The following is a 16,342-nucleotide window of genomic DNA, read 5'->3' on the forward strand; positions in this document are numbered from 1 at the left end:
GATACTGGCCGAGTCCGGCGTGGCGAGGTAGGGGCCGACGTCCCGCAGGAAAGGGACCATCGACCCGGCGCTCACGGGTGCCTGCTGGTCACTCCCCCGTCGACGACCAGATGGGATCCGGTGACGAACGACGCCTTCGGTGACATCAGGAACGCGACCGCCGCGGCGACCTCTTCGGGATCGCCCAACCGGCCCATCGGCGCGGCGGCTTCGAAACCTTGGCGCACCTCGTCGATGTCCAACGCGATCTGCAGCATCGGGGTACGGATGAACCCGGGGCACACCGCGTTGACCCGGATACCGTCGGGACCCAGTTGCGCCGCCATCGAGCGGGTCAGACCCAGCAGGCCCGCCTTGGAGGCGCAGTAGGCCGGGATGAACGGATTGGCGGTCAATCCCTCGATGCTGGAGATCCCGACGATGGCAGGCCCGGCACCGGCCCGCGCGGCCTCTTGCAGGTGCGGCAGGATCAGCTGCACCAGGATCGCCTGGGCCTTGAGGTTGACGTCGAGGACGGCATCCCAGGACTCCGCGGTGTAGGCCCCCACTGGCTCCGGAATGACCCGACCGGCCGCGTGCACCAGTCCGTCGATTCCGTCCAGCGCCGTGGCGGCCGCGTCGACGGCCGCACTCAGCGCGACGCCGTCGCACACGTCGATCACCGCGTGCGGCATGCCGAGACCTTCGGCCACCTCGGCGACCGCCGGCGCGATGTCCCAGAGCGCGACGCGGCGCCCGTCGGCGATCAGCGCTTCGGCGGACGCCCGGCCGATTCCCGATGCCGCTCCGGTGACGATGACACCGCTCATGCCTGCTCCGCCTTCTCTTGCAACTCCGCCCGCCGCTGCACACTCGGCGGTTTGCCGAACCAGAGGTTCACTTTGCGCAGCTGCTTGCTGCGCCATCCGGGTTCGGTGCGGACCATAACGTGGTGGCAGTAGCCACCGCACGCGTTTGTCTCAGTCGCGCCGGGCAGCAGCAGCGGGCCGCAGAACGGACCCCCGATGACGCTGTCATCGAGCCCGGCCTCGGCGCTGATGCGCTGGATGTGCATTGCTCGCCCCTCGGGCGGGAAACCCTAGGGACGCTGGGACTCTGCTACCCCGGTCGCCTCGATGATGGCCCGCACCGTGCGCCGGCAGCGGCCGCATTCTGCCCCGGCGCCGCAGGCACTGGCGACCTGCTTGGTGGTGGTCGCTCCGGCCTCGACGGCCTCGGCCACCACCTGGCTCGTCACACCGTTGCACAGACAGACGAACATCCCGGGATTCTCAGTCGGTCTCGTCCATGCGCATGATGTGCCGCAGCCGGCCGACGAATACCGGTGGGTACGCGCCGATTCCGGTGCGGCCCATCCATTCCGCCGCCACATCGGGGTGGTCCACCCAGGCGATGGCGTCGGCCTCGTCGTCGAGTTCCTGCAGAATCATCAGCTCATGTTCATCGTCGAACGCCCGGAAGATCCGGACCGCCCGAACCCCCGCCGCGGCGAATCGGGGCAGGCCGTGGTGGACGCCTTCGATCAAGGCCGGCACATCCTCGATCGCGGCGATCGCCCCGACGATCACCCCCGGCGGCGTTCCCTCGGGTGGCTCGACCAGCGTCATCTTGTCCACCGTCTCCCCAGCGAAAATGGCGGGGATGTCATCGAGCCCGACGGCGTCGAACCAGTCGAGGAACGCCCGCGAGCGCAGCACCTCGAGGATGGGCTCTTTGCTGCGCAGCGAGATGGTCACCATGACGCGGCCCGGGTCCCGGGTGGAGGCGTAGACGAGGACGTAGTGGGCGCCGAGGTCGACGAGCGCAGGCCTGCTGCGCTGCAGCACCGGCCACACCCGCCCTGGATCGGGAACCCGGTAATCCATGGCAAGGACGAGCGTATGGGTCTGGCGCTGGGCCGTGCCGTCCACGCCGACGCCGTCTAGTCGCTGGCCGGCAGTGGTTTGGCGGTCTTCTGCTCCAACAAGGTGGTGCCCACGCTCAGGCTGCCCGCCCCGGCCTTGGTGACCAGCAGTTCGGCGCCGCTGGCATCGACGTAGCGCTTGCCCATCGCGGTGCCGTCGGCGAAGCCGGGATCCAGTTGGGCCCCTTCGGTTTTCTCGGCGTCCAGCGGGATCATCGCAACACCACCGGCGCGCAGGTCGTCGAGGCTGTCCGACGAGCGCACGACGATCACCTGGGTGTCACAGACCTGACTCTGCAGGCGGGTGCCGGTCTTGATCATGGTTGTCCTCCTGGGATCACTGGATGGGCGTCGGCGACTTGAGCTCGTCAGCCAGTTGGCGGCGCAGCACCTTGCCGGTCGGCGTGGTGGGCAGTTCGTGGCGGAACACGACTCGGTCGGGCGTGCGCGATCCGCGCAGCTGGGTGCGCACGTGCGCGCGCAGGTCCTCCGGGTCCGGGGTGATGTGTGCGACGGGCACGACGACGGCGACCATGATCTGGCCCCACTCGTCGTCCTCGACACCGACGACGGCGACGTCGCGCACGTGCGGGTGTTCGACAAGCACGTCCTCGACCTCGGCCGGGGCGATGTTCTCGCCACCGCGGATGATCGTGTCGTCGGAACGTCCGCCGATGAACAGGTATCCGTCGGCATCCAGGTAGGCGACGTCCTTGGTCGGGAACCAGCCTTCGGCGTCGAGCACCGAGCCGATCTCGGCGTAGCGGCCGGACACCTGATCACCGCGGACGAACAGCTCACCGATCTCCTCGGGCCCCAGGACCGTGCCGTCGTCGGCGCGGATCTGGACCTCGATGCCCGGCACCGGCTGTCCGACCGAGCCGAGCCGTCTGCGGGCGGCCTCGTCGGCGGCCTGGTGCGCCTCCCGGTGGTCGTCCGGGGTGAGAACCGCGATGGTGGAACTGGTTTCGGTCAGGCCATAGGCGTTGACGAAGCCCACCTCGGGCAGCAGTCCGAGCGCCTTACGTACCAGGGGCAGCGCGACTTTGGACCCGCCGTAGGCCAGGGTACGCAGCGCGGGTAGCGAGATCGGATTGGTCTCCAGCTCGGTGATGATGCGATCGAGCATGGTCGGCACCACGGTCGCGCTGGTAACCGCCTCCGCGGAGGCAAGCCGGATCCACGCCTGCGGATCGAACTTGCGCAGGTACACCATTTTCCGGCCGGCGTACAGATTCGACAGCGCAGCACCGACACCGGCGATGTGGTAGGGGGGCACACAGATCAGCGCCGCGTCTCCCGGCTCAGCAGAGGCGAACTCCACGGTGCCGGTCACATAGCTGGTGAGGTTATTGTGGGTCAGCTCAACGGCTTTGGGCCGAGATGTGGTGCCCGAGGTGAACAACACCACCGCCACGTCGTCGGGGTCGGGGAACTCGGCAGCCGGTTCGGCGGCCGCGGCGGCGGCCAGGAACGCCTGAGATTCCAGGCGTGCCGTACCCAAACCCGCTACCACGTCGGCATATTCGGAATCGAAGACGATGAGCGGGTCAGGCAGCCGCTCGATCAGTTCGGCCAGTGCCTCGCCGGAAAGCCGGTAATTCAGCGGTGTGAAGGCCCGAGCGGCCCGAGCGGAGGCGAAGATCAGCAGCGGCAGCATGGCACCGCCGAGGCCCACATACACCACACTGCCGGCACCGCAGGCGGCAATGACCCCTGCCCCGCCATCGGCCAAGGCGTTGAGCTCGCCCACTGTCAGCCGCTGGTCATCGGTGACCACCCCGACCCGCTCGGAGTCGGAGGCCGCCATCTCCAACAACAGTGCCACGCTCATCGATCGACCTCTCCTGCCGCCCCGCGCCTAGACCGGGTTGAATTCCGAGATCAGCCAACGACCGTCGGCGTTGGTCAGCTTCACCACCACGCTGCTGGTCGCCAGTGCCGGGTCGGGCCGGTCCTTGCTCGTCGTCACCTGGTTGACGAATACCAGCACCACCGCACTGTCGGCATGCAATTCCGAGACCGCCGCGCGTGCGACGGTCGCCTCGGTTTTGACGCCCTTCTGCCGGGCCGCCGGAGCCACGATCTGGTCGGTGAATTGGCTGTAGTACTTGAGGAATTCACCGGTGAGATGAGACTTGGCGTTGGCCAGGTCCTTGTCGAGGGTGTCCGGCGCGTAGGACAACAGCGCTACCGTGCCGTCGCGCGCCGCGCCAGTGACCTGCCTCTGCCGTTCCTGGATCTGGCTGTCGACAGAGTCGGTGGTAAAGAGGTTGAGGCCGAAGGCCTTTTGATCCGGACGGTAGATCCACCAGTAGACGGAGGCGGTGCCAACGGCCGATCCCACCAGCAGCACCGCGAGCACCACTGCCGCGACCAAACGCCCGACACTGCGCCGCTCCTGGAACGCTTCGCCCGGTATCTCGACCGCGGCGTCGGACTCGTCGCCGTCGACGACCTCGTCGCCGTCGGCCGCCTTTTCGAGGTTGACCTTGTCGGCTTCGGTGGCGCCGATTTCCGTCGCGCCACTCTCGGTGATCTCGACCTCGGTTGCGTCGGCGTCCTTGTTTTCACTGCTCATGGCACGAACTCCACATTCGACATCTTGTATTTGTCCCCGTCGCGCGCCACTGTGACGCTCATCCGCCAGGCGCGCGGATCCTGATGTGCCCCATTAGCATTGGTCACTGTCGAGGACGCCGCCAACAACACCACCCCGGTGTCGCCGCCATCCTTCTCCAGCGCGGCCGACTTGATCGTCCCGACGGTCACCGCCTTGGACTGCTGGGCGGTCTGCACGAAATCGTCGGCACCCCTGGAGAAATCATTCTTAAAGGTGCCCGTCGACAGGTCGATCACGCGCTGGACGTCGTCCTTGGCACGGTTGTAGTCGATCGACAACAGCGCCGTCACCCCGGCACGCGCGGCGGCGATGAGCCGGTCCTGGTGCGCCCGTTGCGCCGCGACCTTCTGGTGCGCGACGATCATCATGCCCGTCACCACCAGAGAGCCGATGGCCACAACCGCGACGACCGCCACCGTGACCGCCACCCAACCTATCCTCGACCACCACCCACGGGGGGCAACCTCGACGTCATCGGCGAGGTCCCCGTCATCGGTGAGCTCGACATCCTCGGCTTCGTCTGCCGGAACCGGACCACGTAGCCGTGCCGCGGTGGCCTTGGCCCGGGCAGCTTCGGCTTCAGCTTCGGCCTGGGCAGCCTCGGCCTCGGCGAGCTCGGCCAGCACCTCCGAGACGGCTTCCTCGTTAAGGTCAGCCGCCATTGCACTCACACATGTCGTTCGCGTTCGGCACACGGCGCGTGACAACGTCTAGACGTCGCATGTCGAACTCCTCTCTGGTCCAAACATCCCGCCAGCGTACGGGCGGGGGCTGAGTCGTCCGTCACATGCACGGCCGCGGCGCAAAATCGAGTGAGAATGAGATTATCACCAAGCGATAAGCGACTCGGCCACACCGGCGCTAACCCCTCCTGAATTCCGCTCTTATAGTGCGGAAATGATATTTCCGTCTATTCACCGCAGCTGATCTTTCATGACCTTGCCCGTCGCATTGAGCGGCAGCGCGTCGACGAACACCACGAGCCGGGGCACCTTGAATCCGGCCATCCGGTCCTTAGCCCAGCTGATCAGCTCCTCCGCCGAGACATCGGCCTCGCCGGTCTCGGGCCTCTTGAGCACCACGAATGCCTTACCCACCTGACCGAGCCGTTCGTCGGGCACGCCGATGACCGCCGCCTGCGCAACGGCGGGATGCTCCATCAGGAAGCCTTCGATCTCGGCGGGGTAGGCATTGAAGCCGCCGACGATGAACATGTCCTTCTTCCGTCCGACGATCCTCAGCCGTCCGGACTCGGTGAAGCTGCCCAGGTCACCGGTGTGCAGCCAGCCGTCTGCGTCGATCGCTTCGGCGGTACCGACCGGATCGTCGAAATAGCCCTGCATCACGCTGTAACCACGCACCAGTACTTCGGCGTCATCGGCGATGCGCACCTCGACCCCATCGCACGGCAGACCGGCCGTAGTGGCGACATCTTCGAACGAATCCCCCGGCCGCGACAGCGTCGCCGTGCCCGCCTCGGTCAGGCCGTAGCCGGTGGCCAGCGTTTGGAACGGCAGCTCTTCGTGCACCCGCCGGACAAGTTCGACCGGGATGTCGGCGGCACCGGTCACTCCGGCGCGCAGCGTTGCCAGCTTGCTCTTGTCCGGCACCGCCAGCAGCGAGTGATACAGCGTCGGCGGGCCCGGCAGCATGGTGATCCGCTCGGCGGCGATCAGGTCGACGACGCGCTCGACGTCGAACACCGGTACCGGCAGCATCGTCGCGCCGCGCATGAACGACGCGAGACAGCCGGCCTTATAGCCGAAGGTGTGGAAGAACGGGTTCACGATCAGGTAGCGGTCACCGCGGCGCAGGTCCGCCAGGTCGCACCACTCGGCATACATCCGCAGGTTCTGCAGATGGTTCATCATCACGCCCTTGGGCCGACCGGTGGTGCCGGAGGTGTAGATGATGTCGGCGATATCGGTTCCGCTCACCGCTCGCTCGAACGGTCGGGCCGCCTCCAGGAACCCGGACTTCAGATCGATGGCGGGCACACTGGGCGGAGCAACGAAATCCTGCCCCAGGAAACCCTTCTCGATCAGCACCGCCTTGGCACCGCTGCGCGTGATGATATCGGCGGCCTCGGTCTGCTTGTAGCGCGTGCTGACCGGGACCACGACGCCGCCGGCAGTGAGCGCGCCGAACGCCGCGATCATCCAGTGCGCGGAGTTGGGTGCCCAGATCGCAACCCGGTCACCTTTGTCGACGCCACGCTCCGCGAATGCGCCTGCCGCGCAGCGCACCCGGTCAGCGACCTCGCTGAACGTGAGACGCAGCGGACCGTCGACGACTGCTTCAGAGTCGCCGAACCGGTCCGCCGCGCTCAGGACCATCTCGGGGATGGTCTCCCAATTACTTGCTGGCGTCACACCGTGACGAGGCGAGACAGGTTGCCGCCCATGATCTTTGCCTGATCATCACTGGAGAGATGCTCGAGGGCCTTGATGTAGAAGGTCGGCTCCGCCAACCCCTCCGGGTGCGGCCAATCGGAGCCGTACAGCACCTGGTCCACCCCGACGAGGTTGACCAGGTCGTCGATGCCGTCCTCGAAGAACGGGCTGACGTGGATCCGGCTCTTGACCATCTCGACCGGATCGCTCGGGAAAGCTTCGGGGGCCTTGCGGAACACCTCGGCCAGGCCGTCCAGCAGCGGGGTCATCCACTTCGACCCGGCCTCGACGATCGCGACCTTCAGCTTCGGATGGCGGTACAGCGCACCGTGAATCACCCACGACCCCACCGAGTCCTGGATCGGCCGCCACTCGTTGAGGATGCCCATCGCGTTGGTCTGGAACGGCAGCATCTCGGCGCTGGCACCGTCCCACTCGGAGGTGTACCGGGAGTAGCCACTGTCGCTGGAGTGCATGCCGACCAGCAGGTCGTACTCGACGACCCGCTCCCAGAACGGGTCGAACTCGGGCAGTGCGAACGAGCGCGGGCCACGGAAGCCGGGCACCGGCGCGGGCCGGACCAGGATGCAACGAGCGCCGCGCTTGACCACCCACTCCAGCTCCTCGATCGCCTTCTCGACGATGGGGAGGGTGATCACCGGGGTGGTGAAGATGCGGTTCTGGTAGTTGAAGCCCCAGACCTCATCGAGCCACTGGTTGAGTGAGTGGACGAGGACGTGGATCGCAACGGGGTCGTCCGACAGCCGCTCCTCGAGCAGGCTGGCCAGCGTCGGGAACATCAGCGTGCGGTCCAAACCCAGCTCGTTCATCACCTCGAGGCGGGGGCCGGGCTCGAAGAACGCCGGGATCGCGCGCATCGGCTCACCGAACAGTTCACGCTTGGTCTTGCCGTCCGGGTTGCCGTACTTGAAGTACTCCTCCCAGGCGCCAGGGCGGGCGACGACCTCGAAGGTCGGGTTGGGGATGTAATTGCTGATCTGACCGCGCAACGCAATCTTGGTGCGCCCGTTCACCTGCACGTACTGGACATAGTCCTTGTACTCCTTGGGCAGGAACTTGGTCATCGCCTCGGGCGGCTCGTAGAGGTGGTTGTCCGCGTCAAAGATGGGAAACGGGACGTCAACCCGCTCCGACAATTGCCCCATTGATTCCTCCTGATTGAGTCGTGAGAACGATATTCTCATTATGGACTAACCACAATACCCAGCGCCGATGACCCCCTCGGTTTCCAGCGCCGCGATGTCGTCGACCGACAGGCCGAGTTCGGCCAGAAGCTCGTGGTTGTGCTGGCCCAGCAGCGGCGCCGGCCAGGCGTGCACGGGGCGCGGCCCGCGGGACAGCTGGAAGGGCATTGTGGCGAACCGGGCCGGCGCGTTGACGGGATGGTCCAGCACCTCGAAAAATCCGCGCGCGGTGAGCTGCTCGAGCTCAGGCTGCCGGTGGGGTTGCATCACCTTGGCCACCGGAACGCCGGCCGGCCACAGGGTCGCGACGATCTCGTCACGGCTGCGTTGCCGGCACCAAGCACCCAGGTGCTCATCGATGACGTCCTCGCCGGCCCGCCGGCCACTCACGGTCGCCAGCTCGGGATCGGCCGCCCAGTCAGGATCACCCAGTGCCGCGCGCAGGGACTGCCATTGCCCGTCGGTGGCCACCGCGATCGCGACCCAGGAGTCGTCGCGACCGAACTCGTCGATCTCTCCTGCGCGGTAGAGATTTTGCGGCGACGCGGTCGGCCCCCGGTTGCCTGCCCGCTCCAACACCGCTCCGTACGCACTGAACTCGACGATCTGCTCGGCCGCGATGTTGAGCGCAGCGTCCACCATTGCCGCCTCGACGAGCACGCCCTCGCCCGTGCGACGCCGGTGCTCGAGTGCCAGCAGCACCGCGTTGAGCGCGTGCAGTCCGGCGTTCGGATCACCAAGGGAATACGGCTCGTAGGGATTGCGGTCCGGGTAGCCGGTGAGCCAGCTGATCCCGGCGGCCGCCTCGATGACGTACGCGAAGGCCGGGTTGTCCCGCCACGGACCGTCGAGCCCGAAGCCCGGCATGCGGACCATCACGACGTCAGGCCGGATCGTTTGTACGGCCGCGTAATCCAGGCCGAGGTGGTCGAGCACCCGCGGGGTGTAGTTCTCGGCGACCACATCGGCGGTGGCGATCAACCGGTGAAGGAGTTCGCGGCCACGTTCGGTGCCCAGGTCGAGCGTGATGTCCTTCTTCGAGGTGTTCAGCGCCGCGAAGATCGGCTGCTTCTCCCACCACTGGTCCTCGGTCACCGGCACGCCGGCGATCATCCGGGTGCCGTCCGGTCGGCGGGCCGACTCGACGTGGATGACGTCGGCTCCCAGCAGCGCCATCAGATGAGTGCACGACGGACCCGCCCAGAACGTGGTGAGGTCGACGACCCGAATTCCGCTCAGCGGCAGCCGATCCGCGGCGGTCCCGGCGTGACGTGGATTGCGCGGCGCGTTTCGGTACCGGTCGGTGTGTTCACCAAGCCGCGGTGCCGGCGACGGCGGGCGCAACGCGACGCCGGCGATCCGGTAGGGATGGGCCGGCTGCCGGAACCCAGCCGGATGGCGGACGAACGACCCACGGGCCGCGAAGTGTTCCAGCGACTCGACGGTATCGGGACTTGCCACCGGCGCGTTGGGGATGCGGAACGCCGTCGCGAGGTCGCGGACCTCGTCACCGGTGCGCTCGGCCATCCAGGCGTACAGATCCCCGGCTTTCTCGCTGGCCTGCTCGGTGATCGTCAGCGGTGCGCTTTCGTCGATCCAGTCCTCGTGCCCGGTCATGGCGCACAGGTCGAACCACTGCTGAGCGGTGCCACAGCCCACGTCAACCAGCCCGTCCTTGACCCGGGCGATGCCAGGAACCGTCAGCTTGCGGGTGTCGCGCCACGGCCGGCCCAGCATCTCGAAATAGGTCACCGGGTAATAGGTCAGACCCATGACGTGGCTTTCCAGCATCGACAAGTCGATGAGCTCGCCGCCACCACCGCCGAGCACTCGGATACGCGAAGCCAGAATCGCCGCGCTCGCATAGGAGCCCGACAGGTAATCGCCGACCTGTCCGCCGACGTACACCGGAGCGCGGTCCGGTGCGCCGCGCCCCAGCCCGACGATCCCACCCGACCACGCCTGCAGAGTGAATTCCGTTGCGGGCCGCCCACTCCAGGGTCCTTGCAGGCCGAACGGGGTGATCGCGGCCACGATCAAGTGCGGGTGCGCGGCGTGCACCGCGGCCGGTGCCAGCGTCGGATTGTCTGCCACCAGTGAGCCAGGCGACCACACCACGGCATCGGCGCAGGCCAGCAGCTCGTTCACCAACGCCACATCGTCGGCTAAGCCCGGATCGGCCACCACGCTACGCTTACCGCCGGCCAGGTAACTGAACAGCGCGCCGTCCTCCCCCGGGCCGATCGGCGCGCCCGAGGCCGACCACCGGCGCAGCGGATCCCCCTCGGGAGCTTCGACTTTGATCACCTCGGCGCCGCCGTCAGACAGCAACTTGGTGCAGTAACCGCCCGGGATCCCCGTCGACAAGTCGGCCACGACGAAACCTGTCAGTGGTGAGTCGGCCATGGCTATTTCTTCTTCTTGGTGTTGGTCTTGGTCTTGGCTGCGGTGTCCTTGGCTTTCTTGCGAGCAGACTTCGACAACCGCCACTCCGGCGGAAACTTCCTATCGTTGTCCTTGACCGCACCCGAGAGTCCGTCGTCGAGGGCCTCATGCATGTCGAAATCGTCCTCGTCGTGGGCGGCGGCGCCACCCAACGACTCGAAGGTGCTGCCGAGCAGGCTGCCCAGGTACTCGCCCTGGAACTGCTTGAAGACCTCGAAGAACATCTTCTGCTGAAAGACCGTGTCAGTGGGGCGGTTTCGCGCGCAGGCCAGCGCATAGCGGTCGACCTCGTCTTCGAGCTCGTCGCGCGCCACCACGCTGTTGAGGAAGTTGCACTCGTACATCTCGTCGGCGGTGAACGGCCGCCCGGTGTAGACCATCTCCTGGAACTTGCGGATGCCCATCATCTGGGTCCACCACCACATCCGCGGACCCCAGCCGTAATAGCGGAACGACGGATGGCCGAACAGTGCGTCGTCGGAGGAGATCACCAGATCGGCGTCGGCCGCCTGGTAGAAGTGCCAGCCGTAGCAGTACCCCTTGACTTCGAGGATCGAGATCTTCTTGAAGTCCTGCAGGGTGCGGATGCCCGACTGCGGGCTGGCGTACCAGGCGCCGACGGTGGCGCCGCGCCGATATGTCCCCTTGGGCGGATACTTCACCTCGCCGGGCGGGATCCGGAACTCCGAGAGCCGACGCTCCTGGTCCTCGTCGTTCTGCACTTCCATGAATTCGGGGAGGTCGGCACCGCTGCCGAGGTCCTCACCGGCGCCGCGAATCACCAGAACCTTCACCTGGTCGTCCACGCCGGCCTGATACAGCAGATCCGAATACCGCAGGCGCGCTGCGATAGTCGGTGCGTTGAGATACTCCGGCCGGTTGAAGGTGATAGTGGCGATCTTGGTCTTCGGGTTCTTCTCGTAGCGGATGATCTCCTCGGCCGACGGGCGCTGCGCCTTAGCCATTGGCTGGGCCGACGCTCGCCACGGCGCTCCACGCCGGACTAGACGTCAGAACCTCGCAACCGTCGGCGGTAATGAGCACGGAGTCGCGCCGGAACACTGCCCCGACACCGGATTCGAAGACGTACCCGGTCACGGCCAGCACCATGCCCGGTTCCAGCTTCTCGCTGGCCGCGGTGGCCGCCAGTTGCGGTGACACTACCGGCGAGTCGAATCCGACACCGAGACCGTGCGCGACAGGAACGACCGGAAGGGGTTCGCCGGCATCCTCATACGCCGCCAGCAGGCCCGCGTTGGCCAGGCCGGGGCGGCAGGCGGCGATCAACGCGGCATGCAGCCGATCGGAACGTTCGTACAGGGCGGGCGGGCCTGCCCCGACAGCGCCAACGGGCAGCGTGCGACCAACCTCGCCGATGTAGCCCCGATCCAGTACCGCGGAGGCGAAGGCGACAAGATCGCCGTCGTGGACTCGCTCGTCGCCGCGGACGCGCCGCCACGGGTGATCCTTGGCGGTCACCCACACGGCGTCCTGGTGGGCCGGTGTGCTGACCCCACCTGCCGACATCGCCTCCAGCAGAACCGCCGTCAGGTCCAGTAGCGACGCACCGGACTGTAGCTTCGCCGTTGCCGCGGCCAGGCCGACCTCGGCGACCCGGACCGACTCCCGCAGCGCCTCGATCTCCTCGGGTGTCTTGATCCGGCGAGCCGCCCCCATCGCGGCTTCGCCGTCGACCAGTTCAGCATTGGGGAATGCCATCGGCAGCAGCTGGGCGAAGCCCGGCGACAGGGCGTCGGAGCCGACCCGTTTTGCGGTGGCCGCACCGGGGATCTTCTTGAGGTTCTCGATGGTGTTCACCGGGTTCCACGCGATGCCGTAGAGGTTCTCGTGCGGGATATCCTCGGGGACGCCCTCATCCCAGGTGCTCAGCAGGTGCACCGCGCCGTTGCGCAGCAGCACGCACGACGGCGCAAACGGCCTGGTTCCGGCAACCCAGAGCTGTTGGGCGCCACTGACATAGCGGATATTGGATTGCCGGCCGAGAACCAGGATGTCCAGGTCGTGGGCGTCCATCTGGGCCAGCGCGCGCTCCCGCCGCCCGGTGCGGAGAGCGCGGTCGTCGCCCAGTACCTCAGTCGCCATAGGGCGAGTACGGGTAGTCGGTCAATTTGATCCAGCCTTCCTCGGTGATGACCACGATCTCCTCGCTGCGGTAACCGCCGGTGCCGTCCTCCCAGATCACGGGTTCCAGGACAAGCACCATGCCGGCCTGCAGCACGTAGTTCTCGTCGAACTCGTCGCCGAGATCAGTTCCGATCATCGGCATCTCGGCGGCGTTGACGCCGATGCCGTGACCAAGGTAGAAGTGCGGCAGCCACGGCTTCTTGCCGTCGTTGGCCGCTATCGCGGCGCGGGCCAGGTCCGCCGCGGTGGCCCCGGCGCGGGTGACCTCCTGCACGGCGGCCATGATGTCGCGCCAGCGACGGAAGTTGGCTTGCTGACTGGGATCCGGATCGGTACCGACCGTCCAGGTGCGTCCGAAGTCCGAACAGTACCCGCCGTAGGTGATCGACACGTCGGTCCACAGCACATCGCCGGAACGCAATTCACGCTCGGTGGACAGCAGCGGCAGCGCCAGATCGCCGTGGGTGGTCCACACTCCGTCAGCCTTGGTGTTAGGCATGACCTGCCAGATGGGTTCGAGCATGCTCGCCACCGCACCCAGTTCGAAGGCTCGCCGCATGAACTCGGCCGACAGGTCGATCTGGCGGATACCCGGTGCCAGCGCCCGCTGCACGTCGACCATCGCGGTGTCGGTGATGCGGACCGCCTTGTGGATGCAGGCGATCTCGTCGGCGGTCTTGACCGTCTTGGCCGCGCCAACGACCACAGCGGCGTCACCGGGTGTGCTGTCTCCGAACAGCCGGCTCTGCGCGCGGCGCATTGCACCGGTGAGCTCGTCGACGGCGATCGTGCTGCCACGCGGGATGAGCTCACCCAGCGTTGAAGCGAAATGCTCAACGCCCTCGTCGAACTCGACGTACACCGGCCCGTGTAGGTGATCGGCCGGCAGGTCGGTTTCTTCTGCGGCGCCTTCCCGGAACGGCAGGAACAGGTGCGGCGACGGATCGTTGGCAAGGACCAGCGCGACCGGGCGTTCGACGTGCGAGAGCCCGGCGTCGCCGAGGGGCCAGCTGGTACCGGTCGCATAAGTGACGGCGTTGTTGCCCAACAGAATCAGCGCATCGACGCCACGTTCGGTCATAGCCGTCCGCAGGCGCACACCGGTTTCGGCGCGCATCCGGGACCGGTCGGGTTGGTCCGGGATATCAGCGAGGGTCCGCAAGGGCCGGGTCAGCGACGTGGTCACTGGATACCCAGGAAGTTCTTGATGTTGGAGCTGCAAATCTTCGCCGCATTCTCCGGGCCGACTGCTTCGACGACGGTGGCCAGTGACTTCTCTGAGTAGCCGAAGGTTGACTCGTTGTGCGGGTAGTCAGACGACCACATCACGTTGTCCACGCCGATCTTGTCGATGAGCTCCAGGCCCAGCGGGTCCACCATGAACGATGCGCACATGTGGTTGTCCCAGTAGTAGCGCGGATCCTGGACCAGTTCGTGGTTGAACATGTGCCGGTAAGATGCCAACAGGTGCTGGGCGTCCTGTAATGCCGTTGGTACCCATGCGATTCCACCCTCAAACCAGCCGACACGCAGTTTCGGGTGCCGGTCAAGGATTCCAGAGAAGACATACTTGGCGAACTGTTCGCGGAACGAGTCGACATTGACCATCATCCCGACGACGACGCTGTTGTTCTCGCACGGCGTCTTCGGCGGGGTCTCACCGATATGGTGGGTGACGGGAACGCCCGAGTCTTCGATCTCGTCCCACACCGCATCCATCGATGCGGCGCCGTAGTCGTAGATGTTGCCGTTCTCGTCCTTGCCCGGGTTGAGCGGCAGCAGGAAGGTCTTGAGCCCAAGGGCTTTCAGCTCTTCGAGATTCTGACGGGTCCCCTTGGGATCCCACCAGTTGATCAGCCCGACACCGTAGAAGTGACCGTCGGACTGTTCCTGCAGATCGGCCATCACTTCGTTGTAGATGCGGAACACCCGCTCCCGTAATGACTTATCCGGGTAATGGAACAGTGCGAGCACGGCGTTGGGGAATGCCAGCTCCTTGTCGATACCGTCCTCGGCTAACTCGCGGACCCGCGCCGGCATGTCGTTGGTCGACGCCCCGGCCAGATCGTCGTACTGCATCAGGACCCGACCGAAGTCACCGCCCGTCCAGGACTTGCCCTTCATGCCGACCATGTAGGCACCGTCCTCGTACCAGATGCGTGGCGCCTGGCCCTTGAGGTCCTCGGGGAACTTCTCGTAGAAGATGTCCTGGGCCACCGAGATGTGGTTGTCGGCCGAGAAAACCTCAGTGCCGACCGGCAACCCGAAGTCGCCCGTGGCGTGACCCTGGCGGTTCTTGGGCGCACCGAAACCTTCCGGTGGGTAGAGCGTGGCAGTCAATGTAGACATCGTTGACACTCCATTCGATTTGGGCTGAAGAACGTCACCAGGTGACAGGAAGCTCGTAGACGCCGTAAGCGAGGCGGTCGTGCTGGAAGGGCACCTCGTCGAACGGGATCGCCAACGTCATGTCGGGCATCCGGCGCAGGACCGTGGGGAACACGATCTGCATCTCGGCGCGGGCGAGCTGCTGGCCGACGCATTGGTGCCGGCCGTAGCCGAATCCCAACTGCTGACTGGCATCACGGGTCAGGTCAAGCTTGCCGGGATCGGCGTAGGTGGCGGGATCCCAGTTGGCCGGCGCCAGATCGAGGATGACGCCTTCACCGGCCTTGATGGTCTCGCCCCCGATCTCGATGTCCTCGAGAGCGACTCGGCGCTGGCCGGTCTGAATGATCGACAGGAAGCGCATCAGTTCTTCGACCGCGTTTGCGATGAACTTCGGGTCATCAGAATCACGCAGCAGCGCAGCCTGTTCCGGGTTCTGTAGCAGTGCCAGCAATCCGATACCGATCATGTTGGCGGTCGTTTCGTGGCCTGCGATGAGTAGTCCGGTGCCCAGTTGCGCGGCTTCCTTGACGCTGATCTCGCCGGCGGTGACCCGTTCGGCGAGGTCGGACACCGCATCCTCGGCCGGTTCTTTCTGCTTCTTTTCCACCAGGTCGATCAGGTACTGGTGCAGGCTCATCGCGCCCTTCTGCATGGCGTCGGCAGCCGCGTAGCGGGCCAGCCCCGCATTGGCGTGTTCCTGGAAGAACTCGTGGTCCTCGTAGGGCACGCCGAGCATGTCGCTGATCACCCGCGTCGGCACCGGTAAAGCGAGCTTGCGGATCATGTCGACCGGCGCAGGCCCGGCCAGGATCTCGTCAATACACTCGTCGGTGACGTCCTGAATCACCGTGCGCAGCGTCTCCACCCGGCGGAACGTGAACGGTTTGGACAGCATGCGTCGGAATCGGGTGTGCTCCTCGGCGTCGGAGGTGAACACCGATCGAGGCCGTTTGTTCACGGTGGCCAGCATGTGTGCGTTCCAGTGCGGGAAGCCGGCAATCCGGTCGTCGACGCTGATTCGCGGATCCGCGAACAGTGCTCGGGCAGCCTCGTAGCCGGTGACCAGCCAGGGGGTACTGCCGTCCCAGATCCGCACCCGCGACAGCGGTTTGGTCTCGTTCATCTCGAGCATCGCCGGTGGCGGCGCGAACGGACATCCCGTCGCGCGCTCCATCGGGTAGTCCGGGGCGGAACCGGCCACCTCGGCCGGATCAGAAGTCAATGTGTCCGACATGCG

General features: G+C 66.2%; 16 protein-coding genes. All 16 read right to left on the bottom strand.

The window, feature by feature from the left end; all coding sequences use genetic code 11:
- Positions 1 to 71 precede the first annotated feature (71 nt).
- Positions 72 to 809 carry an SDR family NAD(P)-dependent oxidoreductase gene (locus tag G6N38_RS02320; RefSeq protein ID WP_163746070.1) on the bottom strand — a complete coding sequence of 246 codons (738 nt, stop codon included), beginning with the start codon at positions 807 to 809 and terminating at the stop codon, positions 72 to 74.
- Positions 806 to 1,054: a hypothetical protein gene (locus G6N38_RS02325; protein WP_163746071.1), complete on the bottom strand. Its 249-nt coding sequence runs from the start codon at positions 1,052 to 1,054 to the stop codon at positions 806 to 808. Before G6N38_RS02325 ends, G6N38_RS02320 begins: the two co-directional genes overlap by 4 nt.
- A gap of 24 nt (positions 1,055 to 1,078) precedes the next feature.
- A complete protein-coding gene (locus tag G6N38_RS02330; RefSeq protein WP_163746072.1) occupies positions 1,079 to 1,261 on the bottom strand; it encodes a (2Fe-2S)-binding protein in 183 nt (60 codons plus the stop codon).
- A gap of 10 nt (positions 1,262 to 1,271) precedes the next feature.
- On the bottom strand, positions 1,272 to 1,865 hold the full coding sequence (locus G6N38_RS02335; RefSeq protein ID WP_163751749.1) for a fatty-acid--CoA ligase: 594 nt from the start codon (positions 1,863 to 1,865) through the stop codon (positions 1,272 to 1,274).
- Between the two features lie 56 nt (positions 1,866 to 1,921).
- Complete coding sequence (locus G6N38_RS02340) at positions 1,922 to 2,224, bottom strand: hypothetical protein (protein ID WP_163746073.1); 303 nt, start codon at positions 2,222 to 2,224, stop codon at positions 1,922 to 1,924.
- Between the two features lie 16 nt (positions 2,225 to 2,240).
- Entirely contained in the window at positions 2,241 to 3,737 is a 1,497-nt protein-coding gene (locus G6N38_RS02345; protein ID WP_163746074.1) for a class I adenylate-forming enzyme family protein, read from the bottom strand.
- Positions 3,738 to 3,764: 27 nt separating this feature from the next.
- Positions 3,765 to 4,484, bottom strand: a complete 720-nt coding sequence (locus G6N38_RS02350; protein ID WP_163746075.1) for an Rv1363c family protein — start codon at positions 4,482 to 4,484, stop codon at positions 3,765 to 3,767.
- Positions 4,481 to 5,188 (bottom strand): Rv1363c family protein, encoded by a 708-nt coding sequence (locus tag G6N38_RS02355; protein ID WP_163746076.1) that lies wholly within the window; start codon positions 5,186 to 5,188, stop codon positions 4,481 to 4,483. The genes G6N38_RS02350 and G6N38_RS02355 overlap by 4 nt, the downstream gene beginning before the upstream one ends.
- 252 nt (positions 5,189 to 5,440) lie before the next feature.
- The gene (locus G6N38_RS02360) at positions 5,441 to 6,862 is read right to left on the bottom strand and encodes a FadD3 family acyl-CoA ligase (RefSeq protein ID WP_246228135.1); all 1,422 of its coding nucleotides are present in this window, start codon (positions 6,860 to 6,862) and stop codon (positions 5,441 to 5,443) included.
- A gap of 32 nt (positions 6,863 to 6,894) precedes the next feature.
- On the bottom strand, positions 6,895 to 8,085 hold the full coding sequence (locus tag G6N38_RS02365; protein WP_163746078.1) for an amidohydrolase family protein: 1,191 nt from the start codon (positions 8,083 to 8,085) through the stop codon (positions 6,895 to 6,897).
- A 45-nt stretch (positions 8,086 to 8,130) separates the two neighbouring features.
- Positions 8,131 to 10,530: a CaiB/BaiF CoA transferase family protein gene (locus G6N38_RS02370; protein WP_163746079.1), complete on the bottom strand. Its 2,400-nt coding sequence runs from the start codon at positions 10,528 to 10,530 to the stop codon at positions 8,131 to 8,133.
- Between the two features lie 2 nt (positions 10,531 to 10,532).
- Complete coding sequence (locus tag G6N38_RS02375) at positions 10,533 to 11,534, bottom strand: enoyl-CoA hydratase/isomerase family protein (RefSeq protein ID WP_163746080.1); 1,002 nt, start codon at positions 11,532 to 11,534, stop codon at positions 10,533 to 10,535.
- Complete coding sequence (locus G6N38_RS02380) at positions 11,527 to 12,672, bottom strand: M24 family metallopeptidase (RefSeq protein WP_163746081.1); 1,146 nt, start codon at positions 12,670 to 12,672, stop codon at positions 11,527 to 11,529. Before G6N38_RS02380 ends, G6N38_RS02375 begins: the two co-directional genes overlap by 8 nt.
- Positions 12,662 to 13,831, bottom strand: coding sequence for a M24 family metallopeptidase (locus G6N38_RS02385; RefSeq protein WP_163751750.1), 1,170 nt, complete (start codon positions 13,829 to 13,831; stop codon positions 12,662 to 12,664). Before G6N38_RS02385 ends, G6N38_RS02380 begins: the two co-directional genes overlap by 11 nt.
- A gap of 65 nt (positions 13,832 to 13,896) precedes the next feature.
- Positions 13,897 to 15,063: an amidohydrolase family protein gene (locus G6N38_RS02390; protein WP_163746082.1), complete on the bottom strand. Its 1,167-nt coding sequence runs from the start codon at positions 15,061 to 15,063 to the stop codon at positions 13,897 to 13,899.
- 34 nt (positions 15,064 to 15,097) lie between these two features.
- Positions 15,098 to 16,339, bottom strand: a complete 1,242-nt coding sequence (locus G6N38_RS02395) for a cytochrome P450 (protein WP_163746083.1) — start codon at positions 16,337 to 16,339, stop codon at positions 15,098 to 15,100.
- Between the last annotated feature and the right edge of the window lie 3 nt (positions 16,340 to 16,342).

This window comes from Mycolicibacterium helvum, assembly GCF_010731895.1.
Taxonomy (GTDB): Bacteria; Actinomycetota; Actinomycetes; order Mycobacteriales; family Mycobacteriaceae; genus Mycobacterium; species Mycobacterium helvum.

Bases quoted from the DNA above. Each gene is read 5' to 3' on its own strand.
- G6N38_RS02395 (WP_163746083.1), bottom strand. From the start codon at position 16,339: ATGTCGGACACATTGACTTCTGATCCGGCCGAGGTGGCCGGTTCCGCC.
- G6N38_RS02390 (WP_163746082.1), bottom strand. From the start codon at position 15,063: ATGTCTACATTGACTGCCACGCTCTACCCACCGGAAGGTTTCGGTGCG.
- G6N38_RS02375 (WP_163746080.1), bottom strand. From the start codon at position 11,534: ATGGCTAAGGCGCAGCGCCCGTCGGCCGAGGAGATCATCCGCTACGAG.
- G6N38_RS02340 (WP_163746073.1), bottom strand. From the start codon at position 2,224: ATGATCAAGACCGGCACCCGCCTGCAGAGTCAGGTCTGTGACACCCAG.
- G6N38_RS02365 (WP_163746078.1), bottom strand. From the start codon at position 8,085: ATGGGGCAATTGTCGGAGCGGGTTGACGTCCCGTTTCCCATCTTTGAC.
- G6N38_RS02370 (WP_163746079.1), bottom strand. From the start codon at position 10,530: ATGGCCGACTCACCACTGACAGGTTTCGTCGTGGCCGACTTGTCGACG.
- G6N38_RS02380 (WP_163746081.1), bottom strand. From the start codon at position 12,672: ATGGCGACTGAGGTACTGGGCGACGACCGCGCTCTCCGCACCGGGCGG.
- G6N38_RS02385 (WP_163751750.1), bottom strand. From the start codon at position 13,831: ATGCGCGCCGAAACCGGTGTGCGCCTGCGGACGGCTATGACCGAACGT.
- G6N38_RS02325 (WP_163746071.1), bottom strand. From the start codon at position 1,054: ATGCACATCCAGCGCATCAGCGCCGAGGCCGGGCTCGATGACAGCGTC.
- G6N38_RS02360 (WP_246228135.1), bottom strand. From the start codon at position 6,862: ATGGTCCTGAGCGCGGCGGACCGGTTCGGCGACTCTGAAGCAGTCGTC.
- G6N38_RS02320 (WP_163746070.1), bottom strand. From the start codon at position 809: ATGAGCGGTGTCATCGTCACCGGAGCGGCATCGGGAATCGGCCGGGCG.
- G6N38_RS02355 (WP_163746076.1), bottom strand. From the start codon at position 5,188: ATGGCGGCTGACCTTAACGAGGAAGCCGTCTCGGAGGTGCTGGCCGAG.
- G6N38_RS02330 (WP_163746072.1), bottom strand. From the start codon at position 1,261: ATGTTCGTCTGTCTGTGCAACGGTGTGACGAGCCAGGTGGTGGCCGAG.
- G6N38_RS02335 (WP_163751749.1), bottom strand. From the start codon at position 1,865: ATGGATTACCGGGTTCCCGATCCAGGGCGGGTGTGGCCGGTGCTGCAG.
- G6N38_RS02345 (WP_163746074.1), bottom strand. From the start codon at position 3,737: ATGAGCGTGGCACTGTTGTTGGAGATGGCGGCCTCCGACTCCGAGCGG.
- G6N38_RS02350 (WP_163746075.1), bottom strand. From the start codon at position 4,484: ATGAGCAGTGAAAACAAGGACGCCGACGCAACCGAGGTCGAGATCACC.